The sequence below is a fragment of the Kribbella sandramycini genome, from assembly GCF_013131805.1.
Lineage (GTDB): Bacteria > Actinomycetota > Actinomycetes > Propionibacteriales > Kribbellaceae > Kribbella > Kribbella sandramycini.
In genome coordinates this window covers 750,060-767,190 of record NZ_JABJRC010000003.1, presented here as the reverse complement: position 1 = coordinate 767,190, position 17,131 = coordinate 750,060, and the positions used below count along the sequence as shown (strand labels likewise).

Here is a 17,131-nt window from a genome sequence, read left to right as displayed (position 1 = left end):
CCACAGCTCACCAGCCGACCTTGACACTCGCGCTCTTCGTCACCCCGTTCACCGTCACTCGCAGCTCCGCGCTCCCCGGGCGGAGCGCGGTCAGCTTGCCGGTCGCCGGGTCGAACGCAGCAACAGCCCAGAACGGCGCGGTCGAAGCCGACCCAACGTGGAGCTGAAGAGAACCCGCCCAGTCGGCTGACACCGGGAACGCCACCGGCACCCGACGACCGTCCTGCACGACGGTGGCCGACGCGGCCGCAACCTCCCCACGACGAAGATCAGTCGGGGCTTTCAGTTCAAGAGAGTCCACGTGCGGACGGAACTCAAGCTGCAACCAGTCGGACTTAGGTGCGATGCCTACTAGGGCCCAGCCGGTGAAGCCGCCCTCGTCGGGGGCTGCGGCTGGGCCTTTTCCTGAATTGCCGGTGAGGGGGAGGAGGACGCCGTCGGTGCGGGTGGCGGCGAAGGTGCCGGCGTGGGCGGCGAGGTAGGCGGCGCCTTTGCCGGTTTTGGCGTGGAAGTCGGCCAGCCAGTTGACCAGGAGGGTTGCTTCTTTGCGGTCGGCGAGTTGGGAGTTCTGGGTGGGGGAGGGGTCGTTGACGGGGTGGTGGGCGAGGACGACGACGTTGCGGATCGCGCGGGTGCGGGCGGCGTCGTCCAGCTGGGCTTTGAGGTCGAGGATCTGGGCGAAGCTGCCGGCCCGGAAGGAGCCGAGCGAGGAGTCGCGCAGGACGAACCGGGTGCCCTTGTGGTCGAAGGTGCTGGTGTGCGGGCCGAAGACCTTGGTCCACTCGGAGAGGTCGCCGGGGCCGTAGGTTTCGTGGTTGCCGGGGACGTAGTGGACGGGCAGCCGACCGGCGACCTCCTCGTCGAGGATGCGTTTGGCCAGCGCGATATCGGGGCCGAAGGCGCGGTCGACGAAGTCGCCGTTGATGATCAGGAAGTCCGGGTGCTGGGCGAGGACTTCGCGGATCGTCCGCCGGGCCTGCTGGACGATGTCCGAGTCCGGGTTGTCGGCGGTGAACTGAGCGTCCGACATGACGGCGAACTTCCAGCCGCGCACCGAGCCGTCGGTGACGACCATCGGGTCGATCACCTTCGCCGGCGGCGCCATCGTCACCGGCGGCGCGCTGCGCAGCGTCAGGTCGTCGATGACGATCCGGCCCGAGTACTGCCGGGTCGGCACGGTCTCCACCACGTAGATCCGCCAGAACCGCAGCGGCATCGCCAACCCCGGCGGGATATCCGCCTCGACGTACTTCCAGCCGACCCAGTCGACGGCGGCCGCGAGGTTCAGCGTCTGCGCGGAGCCACCGCCGGCGGCGTACGCGTTGGCCCGCAGCCAAGCGCCCTTGCCATCACCGTAGACCCACGCGCCGAGCTTCTGCGGCTGCCCGGGCAGCGTCTGCTGCGGAGTCTGCGCGAGGTACGCCGCCCGCGTCGCCGTACTCCCGGTCAGCGAATAGTCGAGCGCGATCGCCTGCCCGCCGTCATGCCCTTCGGCCGCCGAACGCGACGCCGTCGCCGCACCGGCCGGTACGGCGTTCGCAGCCCACTTCGTGACGTCGTCCAGCTCGTCCACCACAGTCGACGCCAAGCCCGAGGTCACACTGAGCTGCGTCGACAGCGACCCGACCGTCGCGGTCACCACCGCCGACACCGCCTCGTCACTCAAGGCGTTGACCTCGAAGCCATTGCCTTTAGCAACCACTTTGACGAGCGCCGGATCGTAAGCCAGTTTGACGTCCCGCGGCTCGACCCAGGTCCCGAAGCCGTCGGCGTCGTACCCGTCGATCGCGAAGAAGCCCTTCGCCGCGGAATCCGCCAGGGAGACCTGCCGCGTCGACGGCGCCAACCGGACCGGCGCCCCGAGCACCGTCATCGGAAACCTCCCGCTCGCCGCACCACGCGCCGCCGTGACGACCACATCTCCGGCCCGCCGGCCGGTGACGACGCCACGCTGATCGACCCGCACCGCGCCACCCGCGAACCAGTACGGCGTACCGGACGCCGGCGCGTATGTCTCATCGTGCCCACTCGCGGTCAGCACCCGGCTGAGCCCGGTCAGCACGCGCGAGCTGCGCGAGAGGTCGGCGTCCGGCGTCGCCGCCGCAGTGCCGAGCGCCTCGATCCGGTAGCCCTTCAGCTTGCCCGACCCCTTGACCGGCAGCAGGCCGAGCCCGTTCGGAATGACCCGCTCACCGCCGTCCGAGGTCGCGTTGACGACCTGCGGCGCGGCCTTGCCCGGCGTCCGGGCGAGCATCGTCGACGAACCGCCGCCGTCCAGGTTCAGCGCGTCATCGGCCCCGAGGCCGATCATCAGCTGACCCATCTCCTTGAGCGACAACCCGCGGGAGCCGGTCGCCCGGCCGTCGACGGTGAGCAGGATCATCCGCTTCCCGGCGGCGTCGAAACCGATCGCGGTCCGCGGCGCGAGATCGGCGTCCGGTACGTCGGCCGGCACCTGCCCGTCCTTCGCCAGCGGGACATTGCCGCTGATCCCGACCGCGACCGCGGATGCATCCGGACGGACGCCGTACTCGACGTCGACCTTGTCACCCAGCTCGAACGCCTCGAGCGCAGCGGCGCCCGCATCCCGGCCGATCAGGGCTTGCTCGTTCGCCGCCAGAGCCGTCGTACCGGGCGCGGCGGCCGACGAGACAACCACGCCGCCCCGCAGGACGACCTCGCGAACCGCCTGGACGCCGTCGACGGTTCGACCCCGCGCGACGTCACCCCACTCCGGCGTGTAGAGGCCGATCCCGCCGGCGTCGACGGACGGCGAGTTCAGGTTGGTGAGGGCGAGTTTGACGGCGTCGTCGTCGATCGCCGTGCCCTGCAGGAAGAGCTGGGCGATCCGGCCGAGGCCGTCCTTGCCGATCACCGCGGTGTCGTTGTGTCCGGCAGCCGGCGCGTTGATCAGCCGACCGCTCTGCTCGATCCCGACGCCGAGCGGCGCGGTGGTGTCGTTGATGTCGAAGAAGTCGCCGTTGACGCCGGCGATCGCGCCCTTCCGGGCGAGCTGCTGACTGAGCGGCGTACCGCCGGAGACTTTGCCGGTGTTGACGTAGTCGACCGTCACACCACGCTTGCTGAGGTCGGTGCTGAGCAGGTCGCCACGCAGCCACCCGCGCGGGTCGAGACGCTCGAAGGAGGTGTACGTAACGCCGGGCGCGACCGGGCTGTCCTGGCGACTGGCGACGACGCCGTCACCGGCCAACCCAGGGTCAGCGGACGCCGGACTGAGGGCGGCCCCGGCGAGCAGAGCGCCGAGCGCCAGCGCGGTACCGGCAGGACGGACGAGCGACACAAGAGCCTCCCAGGTTGGACACCGGTGACAAAGTAACGTCACCGATGCCCAAGCGGAAGGTTTTCTTCCCGAACGGAAGGTGAATCAGTCGGTGCTGACCGGGCGCCCGGCGGTCTGCCAGGCGTGCATCCCGCCGTCCAGGTTGATCGCCTCGCGGCCGACCGAGTTCAGGAACTGGGTGGCCATGCCGGAGCGGCCGCCGACCGCGCAGACGCAGAGCACTTTCTGGTCGTTCGGCACCTCGCCGACCCGCTCCTGCAGGTCGCCGAGCGGGATGTGGGTGGCACCCTCGATATGTCCGCGGGCCCACTCGTCCGGCTCCCGGACGTCCAGTACGAAGGCCTCCGCGAGCAGGGCGTCGTCGAGATCGGCCAGGACGACCGAGGGGATCTGCTGATTCTGGAACATGCCCTGATGATGTCAGACCTAACAATTGCTCACATTCGAGCCGTTGCGTCGAGAGAGCGCTTGCACTCTACTGGGCGTGACCGGTCCTGTGAGAACAGTGACTGATTCGACTCTGTTACCGCCCCAATAGAGGAGAGCTCGTCATGCGTAATCCCATGCCCAGATTCGCCCGGCTGCTCGTCGCCGGCGTCCTGATCAGCGGTGGCGCGGTGGCCACCGCGGTCGCGGCCCCGGACGCCGCCCCGCCGGCCGCGTCGACATCGGCCATCCAGGCCCCGGCGAATCCGTCCAAGGTTCCGGCCGGCGCCATCGAGGCGACCGGCTACTGGACCGCCGAGAAGATGGCCAACGCCATTCCGTACGACATCACCGTCGACAAACCCGGCCCGGCCGCCAAGACCACCGACACCTCGAGCGGCGTCGCGTCGCACCCGGTCGCGCCGAAGCTGCGCGGGCCGGACGCCGACCCGGTCCCGAGCACCGCGGGCAAGCTGTTCTTCACCAAGAACGGCGCCAACTACGTCTGCTCGGCGTCGACGATCAACAACAACTACAAGAACCTGATCGTCACGGCCGGCCACTGCGTACACAGCGGCGCGGGTGGCGGCTGGCACGCGAACTTCGTCTTCGCGCCGGCCTACTACAACGGCAACTCCGGGTACGGCGCCTACAACTGGAGCAACGCCCGCACGTTCAACTCGTGGATCAACAGCAGCGACTTCAGCCACGACCAGGCGTTCATCACGCTGCAGAAGCGCAACAACGTGAACGTGGTGGACGCCGTCGGCGGTAACGGCCTCGTCTGGGGTAACGGCCGCAGCCAGGCCAACACCCGGATCTGGGGCTGGCCGGCCGAGCCGCCGTACAACGGCCAGGTGCCGTACTACTGCGACGGCAACACCTACGCCTGGGGTTCGACCGACGCCGCCCTGACCTGCGGGATGAACGGCGGCGCCAGCGGCGGCCCGTGGCTCAAGGACCGGATCAACCAGAACCTCGGCTACGTCTGGGCCGAGACCTCCCGCCGCACCACCAGCGGGACGCCGACCCTGCTCGCCACCCCGAACTCCGCCGACGTAAAGGCGATGTTCGACCTGATGACCACCTGATGGCAATGGCGCCGGGAGGGGGCACCGCCCCGCTTCCTCCCGGCGCGATCCTTCATTTCAGCAGTTTGGACATGCGCCGGTCGGCCAGCGGTTTACCGCCGGTCTGACAGGTCGCGCAGTACTGCAGGGAGGAGTCGGCGAAGCTGACCTCGCGGACGACATCACCGCAGACCGGGCACTTCTGGCCCGTCCGCCCGTGCACCCGCAGGCCGGACTTCTTCTCGGACTTCAAATCCTGGACGGCGAGGCCGGCCGAGCGATTCACCGCATCCTGCAGGGTTTCGCGCATGGCGTCGTACAAGGTCTTCAGCTCGTCGTCGGTGAGGTTCGACGCGGGTTTGAACGGGCTCATCTTCGCGACGTGCAGGATCTCGTCGGAGTAGGCGTTCCCGATCCCGGCGATCACCGACTGGTTGCGCAGCACGCCCTTCAGCTGCACGCGACCGGCCTGTTTCAGGATCGCGCCGAACTCGTCGAGGGACAGCGTGAACGGCTCCGGGCCGAGGCGGGCGACACCCGGCACCTCGGCCGGGTCGCGGACGACGTACACAGCGAGCTTCTTCTGCGTGCCGGCCTCGGTCAGGTCGAAGCCGGAGCCGTCGTCGAAGGCCGTCCGCAACGCGATCGGGCCCTTACCGGGCCGGATCAGCGCCGTGGACTGCTCGTCGCGCCAGCGCAGCCAGCCCGCCCGGGCCAGGTGGATGACCAGATGGACGCCTTGGGCGGAGAAGTCGAGGAACTTGCCATGCCGCTGGACGTCGTCGATCAGCAGCCCGACCAGCGCCGAGACCGGCGGGTCGTAGGTTTTCAGCGCGCTGATCGCGGTGATGTCGGCGCGCACGAACGCCCGCCCGACGGCGCGCTCCCGCAGGAACACCGCCAGCGACTCGACCTCCGGCAACTCAGGCACCCAACCAGTGTGCCCGATACCAGGGACAGTTTCGGGTTCTCACCCATGGAGACAGGTTGCGCAGGTCGCTAATGTCGACGGTAAGAAGAAAGAGGAGGCCCCGATGGGAGGCTTGGTGAAGAACCTGATCAAGGGCGCTGTCGTCGCCAAGGTCGTGCAGATTGCCCAGCGTGAGCTGAGCAAGCCGCAGAACCAGCAGAAGATCAAGCAGGCGTTCCAGAAGCTCCAGCAGCAGCGCCGCTCGCACTAAACCTTGTGGGCCTGCAGTGTGTAGGTCGCCGCGAGACGCTCGGGGTTGTCGGTGAGACGCCACTCACCGGCACCATCCATGGTCATCAGGCCAGGCAGCGCGTTCCAGGGCGCGCTGTCATGCTCGGCCAGTGAGTCGAACACCAGCCCGGCGTTCTGGACGGCGGTGATGGTCTCCCCGAGCCCGTGATTCCACTCGTGGGTCAGGTTGGCCGTGAACACGGCGTCCGTATCGGCGTACGTACCGCCCTCGTTGAAGACCAGCGGCTCCTCGCGTTCGAAATAGCTGAACTTCAGCGAGGAGTCGTCGTCGAGCGACCACAGCATCGGGTGCCCTTCCCGGATGAACAGCCGGCCGCCGGGTTTCAGCAGCCCGGCCACGGTCTGCGCCCACCGGTTGATATCCGGCAGCCAGCAGAGCGCGCCGATCCCGGTGTAGACCAGGTCGTACGCCGAAGCGCCCAGAATGCCGACCGCGTCGTACACATCGCCGACGTGGAAGTCGACGTCCAGCCCCAGACCTTGAGTGAAGGCCTGCGCCTGGGCCACCGCGGGCGGCGAGAAGTCCAGCCCGCTCATCCGCGCGCCGAGCCGCGCCAGCGACGCCGTGTCGGTGCCGATATGGCACTGCAGGTGGACGCCGCGCAGGCCCGCGATATCACCGAGCCGCGGGCGGTCGAACCGCACGACCTCGCTCAGGTACGACGGGTCCTGCTGGAACTCGGCCACGTGGTAGCTGGGCGCCGCCGCATGCGCGGGCACGCGCTCGTCCCAGCTGGCCTGGTTGATCTCCCGGTAGTCGCTCACGGGCCGACTGTCGCATCCCGGCCCGTGAGCGCGCGCCTGGTTTTGCCCGGTCAGGCAGCGTGCCGGCCCTGGTGCACCCGCGCAATGTGGATGCGGCGGACGCCCGCCGGAGTGGTGGTGGGTTTGTGGGTGAAGGGCTTGGCCGCGCCGCCGAGGGCGAGCAGGTCCAGCTTGGTCCGGGCCAGGTCACGGTCGTCGGGGGAGCCCTGCAGGTCGGCGGGGTGCCGACGGTGGCTGACCTCGAGCGCCGCGATCACGGCCAGTACGAGTACGGCGAGAACAACGAGTCCGGTCATGGCAGTAATCATGCTACCTTCGAGATTCCGCCACCATTGGCAGATCTGACCTTGTTCGATAAATTACTGCCATGCTGCACAAGGTCGCCGTGGTGTTGATGGAGGACGTCGCGCTGTTCGAGTTCGGCGTGGTCTCCGAGGTGTTCGGAATCGACCGCACGGACGACGGCGTCCCGGCGTTCGACTTCAAGGTCTGCTCGACCCAGCCGGGTCAGCCGCTGAGCACCAGCAGCCATTCCGCGGTGATCGCACCGTACGGGCTGGAGGAGCTGGAGGACGCCGACCTGATCGCACTGCCGGCCACCACCTGGCGGCATGCGTACGACGAGCGCATTCTCGATGCGCTGCGGCAGGCGGAGGCGCGGGGGGCCATTCTGCTGACGGTCTGCTCAGGCGCCTTCGTCCTGGGCGCGGCCGGGCTGCTCGACGGCCGGCCCTGTACGACGCACTGGCGGTACGTGGACAAGTTCGAGGCGCAGTTCCCGCTCGCCAAACTGGATGCGGACGTGCTGTTCGTCGACGACGGCAACATCATCACCAGCGCCGGCACCGCGGCCGGAATCGACGCCTGCCTGCATCTGGTCCGCCGAGAGCTCGGCAGCGCGGTCGCCACTCGAATCGCACGCCGGATGGTCGTTCCGCCACAGCGGGACGGCGGACAACGTCAGTACGTCGAGGTCCCGGTTCCGGAGTCCTCTGGTGAGAGTCTGCAGCCAGTACTGGACTGGATGGTCGACAACCTGATCACCGAGCACACCGTGCCCGCACTGGCCCGGCGGGCGCAGATGTCGGAGCGGACGTTCGCTCGGCGCTTTGTCGCCGAGACCGGCACGACTCCGCTGAAATGGGTGACCACCCAGCGCGTACTGCGCGCCCGGACGCTGCTGGAGCAGACGCGGATGGGGATCGAACAGATCGCGGCGGAGTCCGGCTTCGGGACGGCGGCGCTGCTGCGACACCACTTCCGCCGGGTCGTCGGCGTACCGCCGCAGGACTACCGGCGTACCTTCCAGACCGCCGGCTGAAACCTGGAGTGACCCTTCGCACACGATTTGCGACGACCCCCCAGGGCCCCACTAGGATAGAAATATCACAGGGGGGTAACGGGTACCGGTAGCGAGATCCGGGGGGAACGGCCGAACAGATCGGCGAGTCGAGCGAAGCTGGAGCATTTGTGACCACGCCTGCCCCGCCCCGGGTCAGAACGTCCCGTCAACCCCTGTCCTCCCGTCGCCTGAGCTGGGACGTCGTCCGCGTCCTCGCCGTCCTGGCGGTCGTCTTCACCCACACGACGTACATGGGCCCGTTCCTGCACCCGGAGCTCGGCGCGCCGCTCGGCACGCATCCGTTCCAGGTCGGGGCGAGCATCCTGCTGGTGATCAGCGCGTACTTCATCTGCGTGACGGTCCGCAAAGGGGCGACGACGCGCTGGCTGTGGCGGCGGTTCGCCCGTGTGCTGCCGCCGTACCTGGCTGCGGTCGTGTTCACCTACACCGCGGTGTTGCTGTTCGCGCCGAGCAACTGGATCCTGCCCACGCCGTACGACCTGTGGGCCAACCTGACACTGACGACCGCCTTCGACCCGACGGTACAACTGATCGATGGCTCGTACTGGACGCTGCCGCTCCAGCTGATGGCGTTCGCCGCGGCGGCCTTCCTCTGGCCGCGCGGCGCCGGGAGCGGTCAGCGGATGACGGTCCTGCTGTGGGTGATGACGGTCTCGCCAGTCATCCTGCAGTGGAACGACCGCATCCTGCACAGCCCGCTGTGGGTGCAGCAGGCCTGGAACGGGTTGGGCATCCACCGTCTGCAGCTCTTCGCGATCGGCATCGCCATCTGGCTCTGGTCGAAGCACCGGATGCACGTCGTCCACCTGGGCGCGCTGCTGGTCGCAACCGTCTTCGCGCAGTCCATCCACACCGAGGACGTGCCGTCGTCGCTGGGCATCGGCGTCCTGCTCGTGATCGTCTGTCTCGCCGCCCGCGGGCCGGACTGGACGATCTTCGCGCCGCTCCGGCGTCCGATCGAGTTTCTGGCCAAGATCTCGTTCGGCCTCTACCTGCTGAACCAGGTGGTCGGCTACCTGATCGCCTACCACCTGATGGCCCTCGGGGCCGACCGCCTCGTCCAGATCCTCGGCTCAGTGGCCGGTGTCACCGTGCTGGCCTGGCTGCTGACCAAGTTCGTCGAGCAGCCGGCCTACCGCCTGCTGACCGCGCTCCAGCCGGTCCGCCGGCTCGGCTTCCGCGCGGTGGCTTGGCTGAATACCTAAGGGTGTCTCCCAGACACCCTCTACGAAGTAATGGCTCTCGACCCAAGGTGCTGCAACGCCTTGGGCCGAGAACCAGCATGGGGGAGCGCACAGCCGCAGCCGTGCACCAATCGGAAGGCCGGGCCCGGAGCCTGGAGGTCGGCCAGGATCTCGGCGGCGAGCAGAACCGGGTCGCCCGCGACGCCGGGACGGACGATCGCGCCGGCGCCCTGGGCGCTCAGGTAGGGCAGGACGGCGTCCTCGATCCGGCGATCACCGGGGCCGTTCACCAGGACGTCGATGCGGCTGTGGTAGTTGACCGTGCGGGCCATGGCCCGCTCGACGCTGGCGGGGTCGGCGGCGTCCAGGCCGAGGGCCTCGACCTGCTGGGGGTAGGCGGCGACCAGGTCGTAGACCGACTCCGGCTGCGCGCCGGCCGCGACCACGACGGCGCCGGTTTCGGCCGCGGCGACCACGATCGCGGGCCCGGCGCCGACATCGGCACCGATGACCAACCACACCTTCGTCAAAGTCTCCCCTAGAAGACGCGCCGGACAGGACAAAGTCAGACTTTAGTCCAAGTTGGTGTAATAGTCTGCAAATGGACTCTGACTCGGCAAATGTTCATTCGGCGACCCCTGCGCCGATGGGCAGACGCGAGCGGAGCAAGGCCGCGCTGCGCCAGCGTCTGCTGGCCGCAGCGTTGGCCGCCTTCGTCGAGAAGGGCTACCACGCGGCGACCATCGACGAGATCGCCGAGCGGGCCGACGTCGCCCGGGCCACCGCGTTCAACCACTTCCCGCGCAAAGAGGACTTCCTGGTCGGGCTGATCGTCGACCGCCGGGTCGCTGTCCGGGAGCTGATGGCCAGACATCTCGCGGAGCCCGGGCAGAGCGTGATCGACGCGATCCGCGGCGTCGTCCGCGAGCTCGGCCGCTGGTGGGACTCCAACCGGTCGGCCAACCAGGCGATGATGCGCGCCGTCCTGCACTCGGGCGTGATGGCCGTCTCCGGCTCGTATGCCAGCGGACACATCTTCGGCCAGGCGATCGCCGACGGGCAGCAGCGCGGCGAGATCCGCACCGATCTGGACCCGATCGCCGTCGGCAACCTGATCTTCGACGGCTATCTCGGCATCCTCTACCGCTGGGGGCTCGGCGAGGTCGATCTGCCGCTCGACCAGGCCTTCGACACCATCCTGGAGATCGTCGTCGGGGACATTTCACCGCGGTAACGCACCGCTCGGCGCGACCTCGGCCCGCACTCTCGGGCAGTCTTGGGTGGCAACCGCCCCACTGCTTTCGAGGAGAGGCCCTATGAGCAGAACCAGTCGCCGCGCGGTCCTGGGAGGCGCCGTGGCCACCGCGGCCGGGATCGCCGCCAGCGGCACCGCCCGCGCCACCCCCGCCGGCCGCTTCGCCGGCCAGGTCGTACTGATCACCGGTGGTACGTCGGGGATCGGCGAAGCCACCGCCCGTGCGTTCGCCGCAGCCGGCGCCAAGGTGGTCTTCGGCGGCCGCCGGTCCGCAGTCGGGCGGGAGGTCGAGCGGAGTGTTCGCGCTGCGCGCGGCGAGGCGACGTACCTCGAGTCGGATGTGCGGGAGGCGGCGTCCGTCCAGCGCTTCGTCGACGGCGCCGTCCGCCGCTACGGACGGATCGACGTCGCGTTCAACAACGCCGGCATCGCCGTCGGCGCGCTGCCCGAGCTGGACGTCGACCAGTGGGACGAGACGGTGCGGACCAACACGCGCGGCCAGTTCTTGGCGGTCAAGTACGAGCTGCCGCACCTGCTCGCACAGGGCAGCGGGCACATCATCAACGTCACCACCGCCGCACTCCCCGCACCGGCGTACACCGCCCCCGGCGTCCGCATCAACACCCTGCTGGTCGGCCCGGACACCTCCGCCGCGGCCGCCTCGCGCACAGTCCTCGGCCTGGCCGCCCCCGAGCTGGCCCACCTGAACGGCACCACTCTCCCCGCCTAGCAGTACAAACTTGACCACATGAAAGCTGTCGTCGTTCACGGCCCGGGTGACATCCGCATCGACCACCGACCGGACCCGTCACCCGGCCCCAACGAAGCCCTGGTAGCCATGCACTACGGCGGCATCTGCGGCAGCGACATCTCCTACGCCACCCACGGCCACTCCGGCACCGCCCTCCTCCGCCACCCCCTGGTCCTGGGCCACGAAGTATCCGGCCACATCGCTGCCCTGGGGTCTGCTGTCGCGTCCTACCAGGTGGGGGATGCGGTGACTGTGCATCCGGCGTCGCCGTCGGGGGAGGAGTTGCCTCGGCTGGTGGCGGGGCGGACGAACCTGCATCGGGAGGTGCGGTACTTCGGGTCGGCGGCGTTCGAACCGCATGAGGATGGCGGGTTCTCGACGTACCGGGTGGTGCGGGTGGACCAACTGCGGCTGCTGCCGGAGGGGGTGTCGACGCCGATGGGTGCGCTGGCCGAGCCGCTGGGGGTCGCACTGCACGCGGTGGGGCGGTTGGGCGACGTCCGCGGCCGGACCGTGTTTGTGAACGGCGCAGGGTCGATCGGCTCGCTTGTGGTGGCAGCCGCGAAGGCGCGTGGCGCAGCGCGCGTACTGGCAGCCGACGTACAGCCCGACGCCCTCGCGATGGCCGCAGCTCTCGGCGCCGACCAGGTGTACGACGCCACTCGCGAACTCCCGACCGACGTCGAGCTCGTGGTCGAGGCGTCCGGCGTCGCGGCTGCGCTCGGCGCCGTCCTGCACGCGACGGCCCGCGGGGGCACCGTCGTCCAGGTCGGCAACCTCTCGATGACGCCGACTCCCGCCGTCCTCGCCGACCTGGTCACCCGCGAGATCACCTGGACCGGCTCCTACCGCTTCGTCGACGAGATCACCGAGGCCGTCGACCTGCTCGCACGCGGCCTCGACCTCGAGCCGCTGATCGCCGCGACGTACGACCTCGACGATGCCGCCGCCGCGATCACCGCAGCGGCGACGACGCCGGGCAAAGTGCTGCTACGGCTGAGCTAGCGCCTCGGCGTACCAGGGCTTGATGACGGTGTCGATGATCCGCAGGCGCTCGTCGAACGGGATGAACGCCGACTTCATCGCGTTGATCGCGAACCACCGGAAGTCGGCCAGCCCGTAGTCGAACGCCTCCGCCAGCAGTGCCAGCTCACGACTCATCGACGTACCGCTCATCAACCGGTTGTCGGTGTTCACCGTGACGCGGAAGCGCAGCTTGGTCAGCAGCCCGATCGGGTGCTCGGCGATCGACGCGGCCGCGCCGGTCTGCAGGTTCGAGCTGGGGCACATCTCCAGCGGGATCCGCCGGTCCCGCACGTACGCCGCCAGCCGGCCGAGCTCGACCTTCTCACCGGCCGGGTCATGGCTGATGTCGTCGATGATCCGGACGCCGTGCCCCAGCCGGTCCGCGCCGCACCACTGGATCGCCTGCCAGATCGACGGCAGCCCGAACGCCTCACCCGCGTGGATCGTGAAGTGCGCGTTCTCGCGCTGCAGGTACTCGAACGCGTCCAGATGCCGGGTGGGCGGGTAGCCGGCCTCCGCGCCGGCGATGTCGAACCCGACCACCCCGGCGTCCCGATAAGCCACCGACAGCTCCGCGATCTCCATCGACCGCGCCTGATGCCGCATCGCCGTCAGCAACTGCCGCGCCACGATCGGCCGCTCCGCCACCGCCATCCCGTGCTCGAACCCCTCCCGCACGGCATCCACCACCTGCTCCAGCGACAACCCCTTCGCCAGATGCTGCTCCGGCGCGTACCGAACCTCGGCGTACACCACCCCGTCCGCCGCCAGATCCTGCACGCACTCACTGGCCACCCGCTTGATCGCCTCAGCCGTCTGCATCACCGCAACCGTCTGATCGAACGTCTCCAGATACCGCTCCAACGACCCCGAGTCCGCCGACTCGACGAACCAAGCCCCCAACTCCCCCGCATCCGTCCGCGGCAGCCGATGCCCGACCTCCCCCGCCAACTCCACCACCGTCTCCGGCCGCAACCCACCATCCAGATGGTCATGCAACAAAACCTTCGGCGCCGCCCTCAGCTGCCCAGAACTGATCATGCCGCCATCTTCGCAGGGCACCCCCATCTGCCCCAGGTTGCCCGCTTCCCCGGATCAACCGGATGCTCGCCCCGCAACCTCCGGTACATGCGGATCTTTGTCGCCACCTGGCCCGCCGATGACGTTCTGCAAGCGCCGCTTGCAGAATCGCCCTGAGACGGGTGGCGCGAGCGGGAGGTCAAGCAGAAGCTCGTGGACCACGTCGGCAAGTTCCTACTGGAGCTCGGCCAGGGCTTCGCCTTCGTCGGGCAGCAGTTCGACTCGAGCCGAGTTCGTCCACGCCGCCATCTCAAGCTTGATCTCGCTGGTCGCCGTTTGTGCAACGCACCGTTGCACAAACGGTCAGACCTGGTGGAGGCGGAAGGCGGGGACGCCGGGGGCGATGTGGTGGAGGACTTCGTCGGGGGAGTTCTTGGTGACGTCGCCTTCGAAGAAGGCGCCTACTTCCCAGGACCATTTGCGGAGGTAGTGGCGGAGGACTTCGGTTTTGGCGGGGTCGGCGAGTTCTTCGGCGCGGAAGGTCTGGGTGGTGCGGCCCAGTTGGAGGCGGGCTTCGGGGGTGGCGCGGAGGTTGCGGACCCATTGGGTGTGGCCGCGGGGGGAGACCAGGTAGGTGGCGCCGTCGTAGGTGAGGAGGTTGACGGGCGTGCTGCGCCATTCGCCGGACTTGCGGCCGCGGACGGAGAGGACGCGACTGCCCATCAGGCTGATGCCGGCTTTGGTGAGGGCGCTGACGATGCGGTTGAAGACGCGCATGCTGCCGTGGCCGGCGGTGATGACGCGGTTGCGGTCGTAGGTCTGCTTGTAGGTCGGCATCGGCGTACTCCTCGAATGATTGCGAGAGCAGTGCTCTCTGTTGTGATCAGTGAACACGTGAGCAGTGATCACTGTCAAGAGCAGTGCTCTCTGTTTTGTGGCAGACTGGCTCCATGAGTGCGCCACGTACGGCCCGGGAGCGGGCCCGAGCGGAGTTGACCGACGAGATCAAGGCGGCTGCGCGGCGGCAGTTGGCGGCGGCCGGCGCGGAGAGTTTGTCGCTGCGGGCGATCTCGCGAGAGCTCGGCATGGTGTCCTCGGCGCTGTACCGCTACTTCCCGAGCCGCGACGAACTGCTGACCGCGCTGATCATCGATGCGTACGACGCGCTCGGCGCAGCCGCGGAGGAGGCGGCGGATCGGGAGTTCCCGCATCCGCGCGAGGCGTGGGTCGCCGTGTGCGCCGCCGTCCGGGCGTGGGCGCGGGCGAATCCGCACGAGTATGCGTTGATCTACGGCTCGCCGATCGCCGGGTATCAGGCGCCGCAGACGACCGTGCAGCCGGCGGCTCGGGTGCCGTTGGTGCTGATGCGGATTCTCGCGCAGGCGCGGGGTGAGGGGTGGCTGGGCGAGCTGGATGCGCCGGAGCCGACCGGGCGGCTCGCCGAGCAGGTCGATGTGATCGCCGCGCTGGCGCCCGGCGTACCGCGCAAGGTGTTGTTGCGGTTGGTGATCGCGTGGACGCAGCTGTTCGGGATGCTGAGCTTCGAGCTGTTCGGCCAGCTGGTCGGCTCGATGGATCCGGCGGACGACTTCTTCGCCGAGGCGAGCCGGCAGATGGCGGCGTACGTCGGGATCAGCTGAAGGCGCGCGGTAGCGGCAGGGCGAGCGCCGCGTCGACCCGGCGGACGTAGTCGGCGCGCGGGATCGCGATCGCGCCCATCGTCGCGAGGTGGTCGGTCACCCACTGGATGTCGAAGACGCGCTGCTCGGCGTACTCGTCGTCGAGCAGCTCGATCAGCCCGGCGACGGCGGCCTTGGAGCCGTCGGTCCGGTGGTGGAACATCGACTCCCCGGCGAACAGCCCGCCGATCGCGACGCCGTACAGACCGCCGGCCAGCTGGTCGCCGTCCCACGCCTCGACCGAGTGCACCCAGCCGAGCCGGTGCAGCTCGGTGTACGACGCGATGATGTCGCGATCGATCCACGCGCCGGTCCGCCGCGGGTCGGCGCACGCACGGATGACGGCGTCGAACGCCGTGTTCACCCGGATCTCGAACTTCGCCCGCGCCCGCCGTACCGTCCGCGTCGGCCGATACCCCGCGACCTCGATCACCCCACGCTCGACCGGCGACCACCACAACACCGAAGCCCGCCGGTCCGGCATCGGAAACAACCCCCGCCGGTACGCCGCCAACACCGTCCCCGGCGCCAAGTCAGCCCCACCCGCCACCACATCGCTGTCCCCCGCCACACTCACCGGCGGAAAGTCCCACAACGAAGGCGCAGGCTCAACAGGCACCCCCACATCCTGACACCCCACTACCCGTACGCCGTGAGGGCGGCACACCCAGGAGGCGGAGGACCAGCGCACGGTGGACCGGCGGACGGTCGGCGCAGCGGCAGCAGGGTGACTGACAGTCGGACGGAGCGGCGGGGTGACTAGCGGTCGGATCGGAGCAACGAAAGCCGGCAGCGGGATGGCTGCCGACCGGCGCGGGCGTGAAGCGCGAGGCGGGGCGGAGCAACGCGGTACGAGGCGGAGCGGCGCGGGGCGGGGCGGAGGGTGAAGCGGGCGACGGAACGGCTGCTGGGCGCGGGGCGGGGCGGGAAGCGGAAGGTGGGGAGGTGAGGTCGCTGGCTGGGCGGAGTGGTCAGGCGCTCGGGGCAGCGGCGGCTGGCGGCGGAGCGACCGGCAGCCGAGGCGGAGCAGCGAAGTCAGGGCGAGTTGGCTAGCGGGCGGGGCGGTGGGGCGAGGGCGGAGTGGCTGCTGGTCGGTGGAGCGGGGAGCGGAAGGCCGGGTGGGTGGGAGGTGGGGTGGGTGGGAGGTGGTCGGGGTCGGGTGGTGGGGGTCGGGGTGGGGTCAGGGGGGAGTGGGGGTTGGGTGGGGTGCTTGGGGTACTTGGGGGACGTAGAGTTGAAGTACGCCTGGTCTCGGACTCGTGGGGTGGGCGGGAAGGAGCACCGTGGCTGGAGTAGCCAGGTTCGTCGCGAGCAGCCTCGCGCCCGCCGCCCAGCGGTTCGCGCCGCAAGCCGCGGCCGGCGTACTGCGTCAGGTACTCGAGTTCGCCATCGACGGATATCAGCGGTTTCCCGGGGCGGAGCGGATCGCCGAGAACAAGCTCTCGAAGTCCGGGGGTGATGTGCAACTGGCGATCGAGGCGGTGATCGATCAGCACATTCGGTTGGCCGGTGTGCAGGGGTTTGTCACGAGCATCGGCGGGCTGGTCACGCTGCCGGTCGCGTTGCCGGCGAACATGACCGGACTGGCGATAGTGCAGGCGCGGATGGTCGCGGCTATTGCCCACCTGCGTGGGTACGACCTCGACGATCCCCGCGTGCGGACGGCGGTCATCACCTGTCTGCTCGGCGAGGACGGCGTCACCGACCGTCTGAAGAAGTCGAGTCTGCCGACCTCACCACTCGCGATCGCCACCGCACCCGTCTTCGATCCCGACCTCGACCGGCAGGTCTCCGCCGAGGTCGTCGCCGAGCTGATCGCCCGAGTCAGTGGCAAACGCATGGCTCTCACCGTCACCCGCCGCGTCCCCCTCCTCGGCGGCGCCGTCGGCGCCGGAGTAGACGGCTGGTCCACCTACCGCGTCGGCCAGTACGCCGATAAGTCCCTTGTCCGCCGAATCCCCCGCCCCATCGAGCCCTAACCCCACCCCAGCTCACTCACCCCCCAGGCTCGGTCTGTCACGGCGGCCGAGCCATTCGCTTCTGCTCACCAGGTCGGCGGCCGCAGGAGG

Annotated in this window: 18 protein-coding genes; 9 read left to right on the top strand and 9 right to left on the bottom strand. The window is 69.2% G+C overall.

Annotated features, from left to right (window positions below; all coding sequences use genetic code 11):
• Positions 1 to 7 precede the first annotated feature (7 nt).
• Both HPO96_RS17145 and HPO96_RS17140 read right to left on the bottom strand, forming a co-directional pair.
• On the bottom strand, positions 8 to 3,301 hold the full coding sequence (locus tag HPO96_RS17145; RefSeq protein WP_171674440.1) for a phosphodiester glycosidase family protein: 3,294 nt from the start codon (positions 3,299 to 3,301) through the stop codon (positions 8 to 10).
• Between the two features lie 84 nt (positions 3,302 to 3,385).
• Positions 3,386 to 3,709 (bottom strand): rhodanese-like domain-containing protein, encoded by a 324-nt coding sequence (locus HPO96_RS17140; RefSeq protein WP_171674439.1) that lies wholly within the window; start codon positions 3,707 to 3,709, stop codon positions 3,386 to 3,388.
• A gap of 143 nt (positions 3,710 to 3,852) precedes the next feature.
• On the opposite strand from HPO96_RS17140, the gene HPO96_RS17135 reads away from it, so the two are divergent.
• Positions 3,853 to 4,818 carry a trypsin-like serine peptidase gene (locus tag HPO96_RS17135; protein ID WP_171674438.1) on the top strand — a complete coding sequence of 322 codons (966 nt, stop codon included), beginning with the start codon at positions 3,853 to 3,855 and terminating at the stop codon, positions 4,816 to 4,818.
• 52 nt (positions 4,819 to 4,870) lie between these two features.
• Here HPO96_RS17135 and HPO96_RS17130 read toward each other — a convergent pair whose 3' ends face one another.
• Positions 4,871 to 5,728, bottom strand: coding sequence for an Fpg/Nei family DNA glycosylase (locus tag HPO96_RS17130; RefSeq protein ID WP_171674437.1), 858 nt, complete (start codon positions 5,726 to 5,728; stop codon positions 4,871 to 4,873).
• A 103-nt stretch (positions 5,729 to 5,831) separates the two neighbouring features.
• On the opposite strand from HPO96_RS17130, the gene HPO96_RS17125 reads away from it, so the two are divergent.
• Positions 5,832 to 5,978, top strand: a complete 147-nt coding sequence (locus HPO96_RS17125; RefSeq protein WP_171674436.1) for a hypothetical protein — start codon at positions 5,832 to 5,834, stop codon at positions 5,976 to 5,978.
• Here HPO96_RS17125 and HPO96_RS17120 read toward each other — a convergent pair.
• A complete protein-coding gene (locus HPO96_RS17120; RefSeq protein WP_171674435.1) occupies positions 5,975 to 6,784 on the bottom strand; it encodes a methyltransferase in 810 nt (269 codons plus the stop codon). The two genes, HPO96_RS17125 and HPO96_RS17120, sit on opposite strands and share 4 nt — an antisense overlap.
• Positions 6,785 to 6,834: 50 nt before the next feature.
• On the bottom strand, positions 6,835 to 7,080 hold the full coding sequence (locus HPO96_RS17115; protein WP_238355148.1) for a hypothetical protein: 246 nt from the start codon (positions 7,078 to 7,080) through the stop codon (positions 6,835 to 6,837).
• Positions 7,081 to 7,151: 71 nt separating this feature from the next.
• Here HPO96_RS17115 and HPO96_RS17110 point away from each other — a divergent pair, with 71 nt between their 5' ends.
• Together HPO96_RS17110 and HPO96_RS17105 are read left to right on the top strand one after the other, a co-directional pair.
• Complete coding sequence (locus tag HPO96_RS17110; protein WP_171674433.1) at positions 7,152 to 8,105, top strand: GlxA family transcriptional regulator; 954 nt, start codon at positions 7,152 to 7,154, stop codon at positions 8,103 to 8,105.
• Between the two features lie 149 nt (positions 8,106 to 8,254).
• On the top strand, positions 8,255 to 9,352 hold the full coding sequence (locus tag HPO96_RS17105) for an acyltransferase family protein (protein ID WP_171674432.1): 1,098 nt from the start codon (positions 8,255 to 8,257) through the stop codon (positions 9,350 to 9,352).
• A gap of 20 nt (positions 9,353 to 9,372) precedes the next feature.
• Here the strand turns inward: HPO96_RS17105 and HPO96_RS17100 are convergent, their stop codons facing one another.
• Positions 9,373 to 9,852: an SDR family NAD(P)-dependent oxidoreductase gene (locus HPO96_RS17100; RefSeq protein ID WP_171674431.1), complete on the bottom strand. Its 480-nt coding sequence runs from the start codon at positions 9,850 to 9,852 to the stop codon at positions 9,373 to 9,375.
• Between the two features lie 125 nt (positions 9,853 to 9,977).
• Here HPO96_RS17100 and HPO96_RS17095 point away from each other — a divergent pair, with 125 nt between their 5' ends.
• From HPO96_RS17095 to HPO96_RS17085, 3 genes are all read left to right on the top strand, one after another.
• On the top strand, positions 9,978 to 10,565 hold the full coding sequence (locus tag HPO96_RS17095; protein ID WP_171674430.1) for a TetR/AcrR family transcriptional regulator: 588 nt from the start codon (positions 9,978 to 9,980) through the stop codon (positions 10,563 to 10,565).
• 82 nt (positions 10,566 to 10,647) lie between these two features.
• Positions 10,648 to 11,316 carry an SDR family NAD(P)-dependent oxidoreductase gene (locus tag HPO96_RS17090; protein WP_171674429.1) on the top strand — a complete coding sequence of 223 codons (669 nt, stop codon included), beginning with the start codon at positions 10,648 to 10,650 and terminating at the stop codon, positions 11,314 to 11,316.
• A gap of 18 nt (positions 11,317 to 11,334) precedes the next feature.
• Positions 11,335 to 12,342, top strand: coding sequence for a zinc-binding dehydrogenase (locus tag HPO96_RS17085; protein ID WP_171674428.1), 1,008 nt, complete (start codon positions 11,335 to 11,337; stop codon positions 12,340 to 12,342).
• Here HPO96_RS17085 and HPO96_RS17080 read toward each other — a convergent pair.
• Both HPO96_RS17080 and HPO96_RS17070 read right to left on the bottom strand, forming a co-directional pair.
• Positions 12,328 to 13,404, bottom strand: coding sequence for an adenosine deaminase (locus HPO96_RS17080; protein ID WP_171674427.1), 1,077 nt, complete (start codon positions 13,402 to 13,404; stop codon positions 12,328 to 12,330). The genes HPO96_RS17085 and HPO96_RS17080 overlap by 15 nt on opposite strands.
• A 342-nt stretch (positions 13,405 to 13,746) precedes the next feature.
• Complete coding sequence (locus tag HPO96_RS17070; protein WP_171674426.1) at positions 13,747 to 14,220, bottom strand: nitroreductase family deazaflavin-dependent oxidoreductase; 474 nt, start codon at positions 14,218 to 14,220, stop codon at positions 13,747 to 13,749.
• 113 nt (positions 14,221 to 14,333) lie between these two features.
• Here HPO96_RS17070 and HPO96_RS17065 point away from each other — a divergent pair, with 113 nt between their 5' ends.
• Entirely contained in the window at positions 14,334 to 15,023 is a 690-nt protein-coding gene (locus HPO96_RS17065) for a TetR/AcrR family transcriptional regulator (RefSeq protein ID WP_171674425.1), read from the top strand.
• Here the strand turns inward: HPO96_RS17065 and aat are convergent.
• Positions 15,016 to 15,639, bottom strand: coding sequence for a leucyl/phenylalanyl-tRNA--protein transferase (gene aat / locus HPO96_RS17060; RefSeq protein WP_337796672.1), 624 nt, complete (start codon positions 15,637 to 15,639; stop codon positions 15,016 to 15,018). The two genes, HPO96_RS17065 and aat, sit on opposite strands and share 8 nt — an antisense overlap.
• A 706-nt stretch (positions 15,640 to 16,345) precedes the next feature.
• Here aat and HPO96_RS17055 point away from each other — a divergent pair.
• Complete coding sequence (locus HPO96_RS17055; RefSeq protein ID WP_171674423.1) at positions 16,346 to 17,041, top strand: EcsC family protein; 696 nt, start codon at positions 16,346 to 16,348, stop codon at positions 17,039 to 17,041.
• Positions 17,042 to 17,131: the final 90 nt, after the last annotated feature.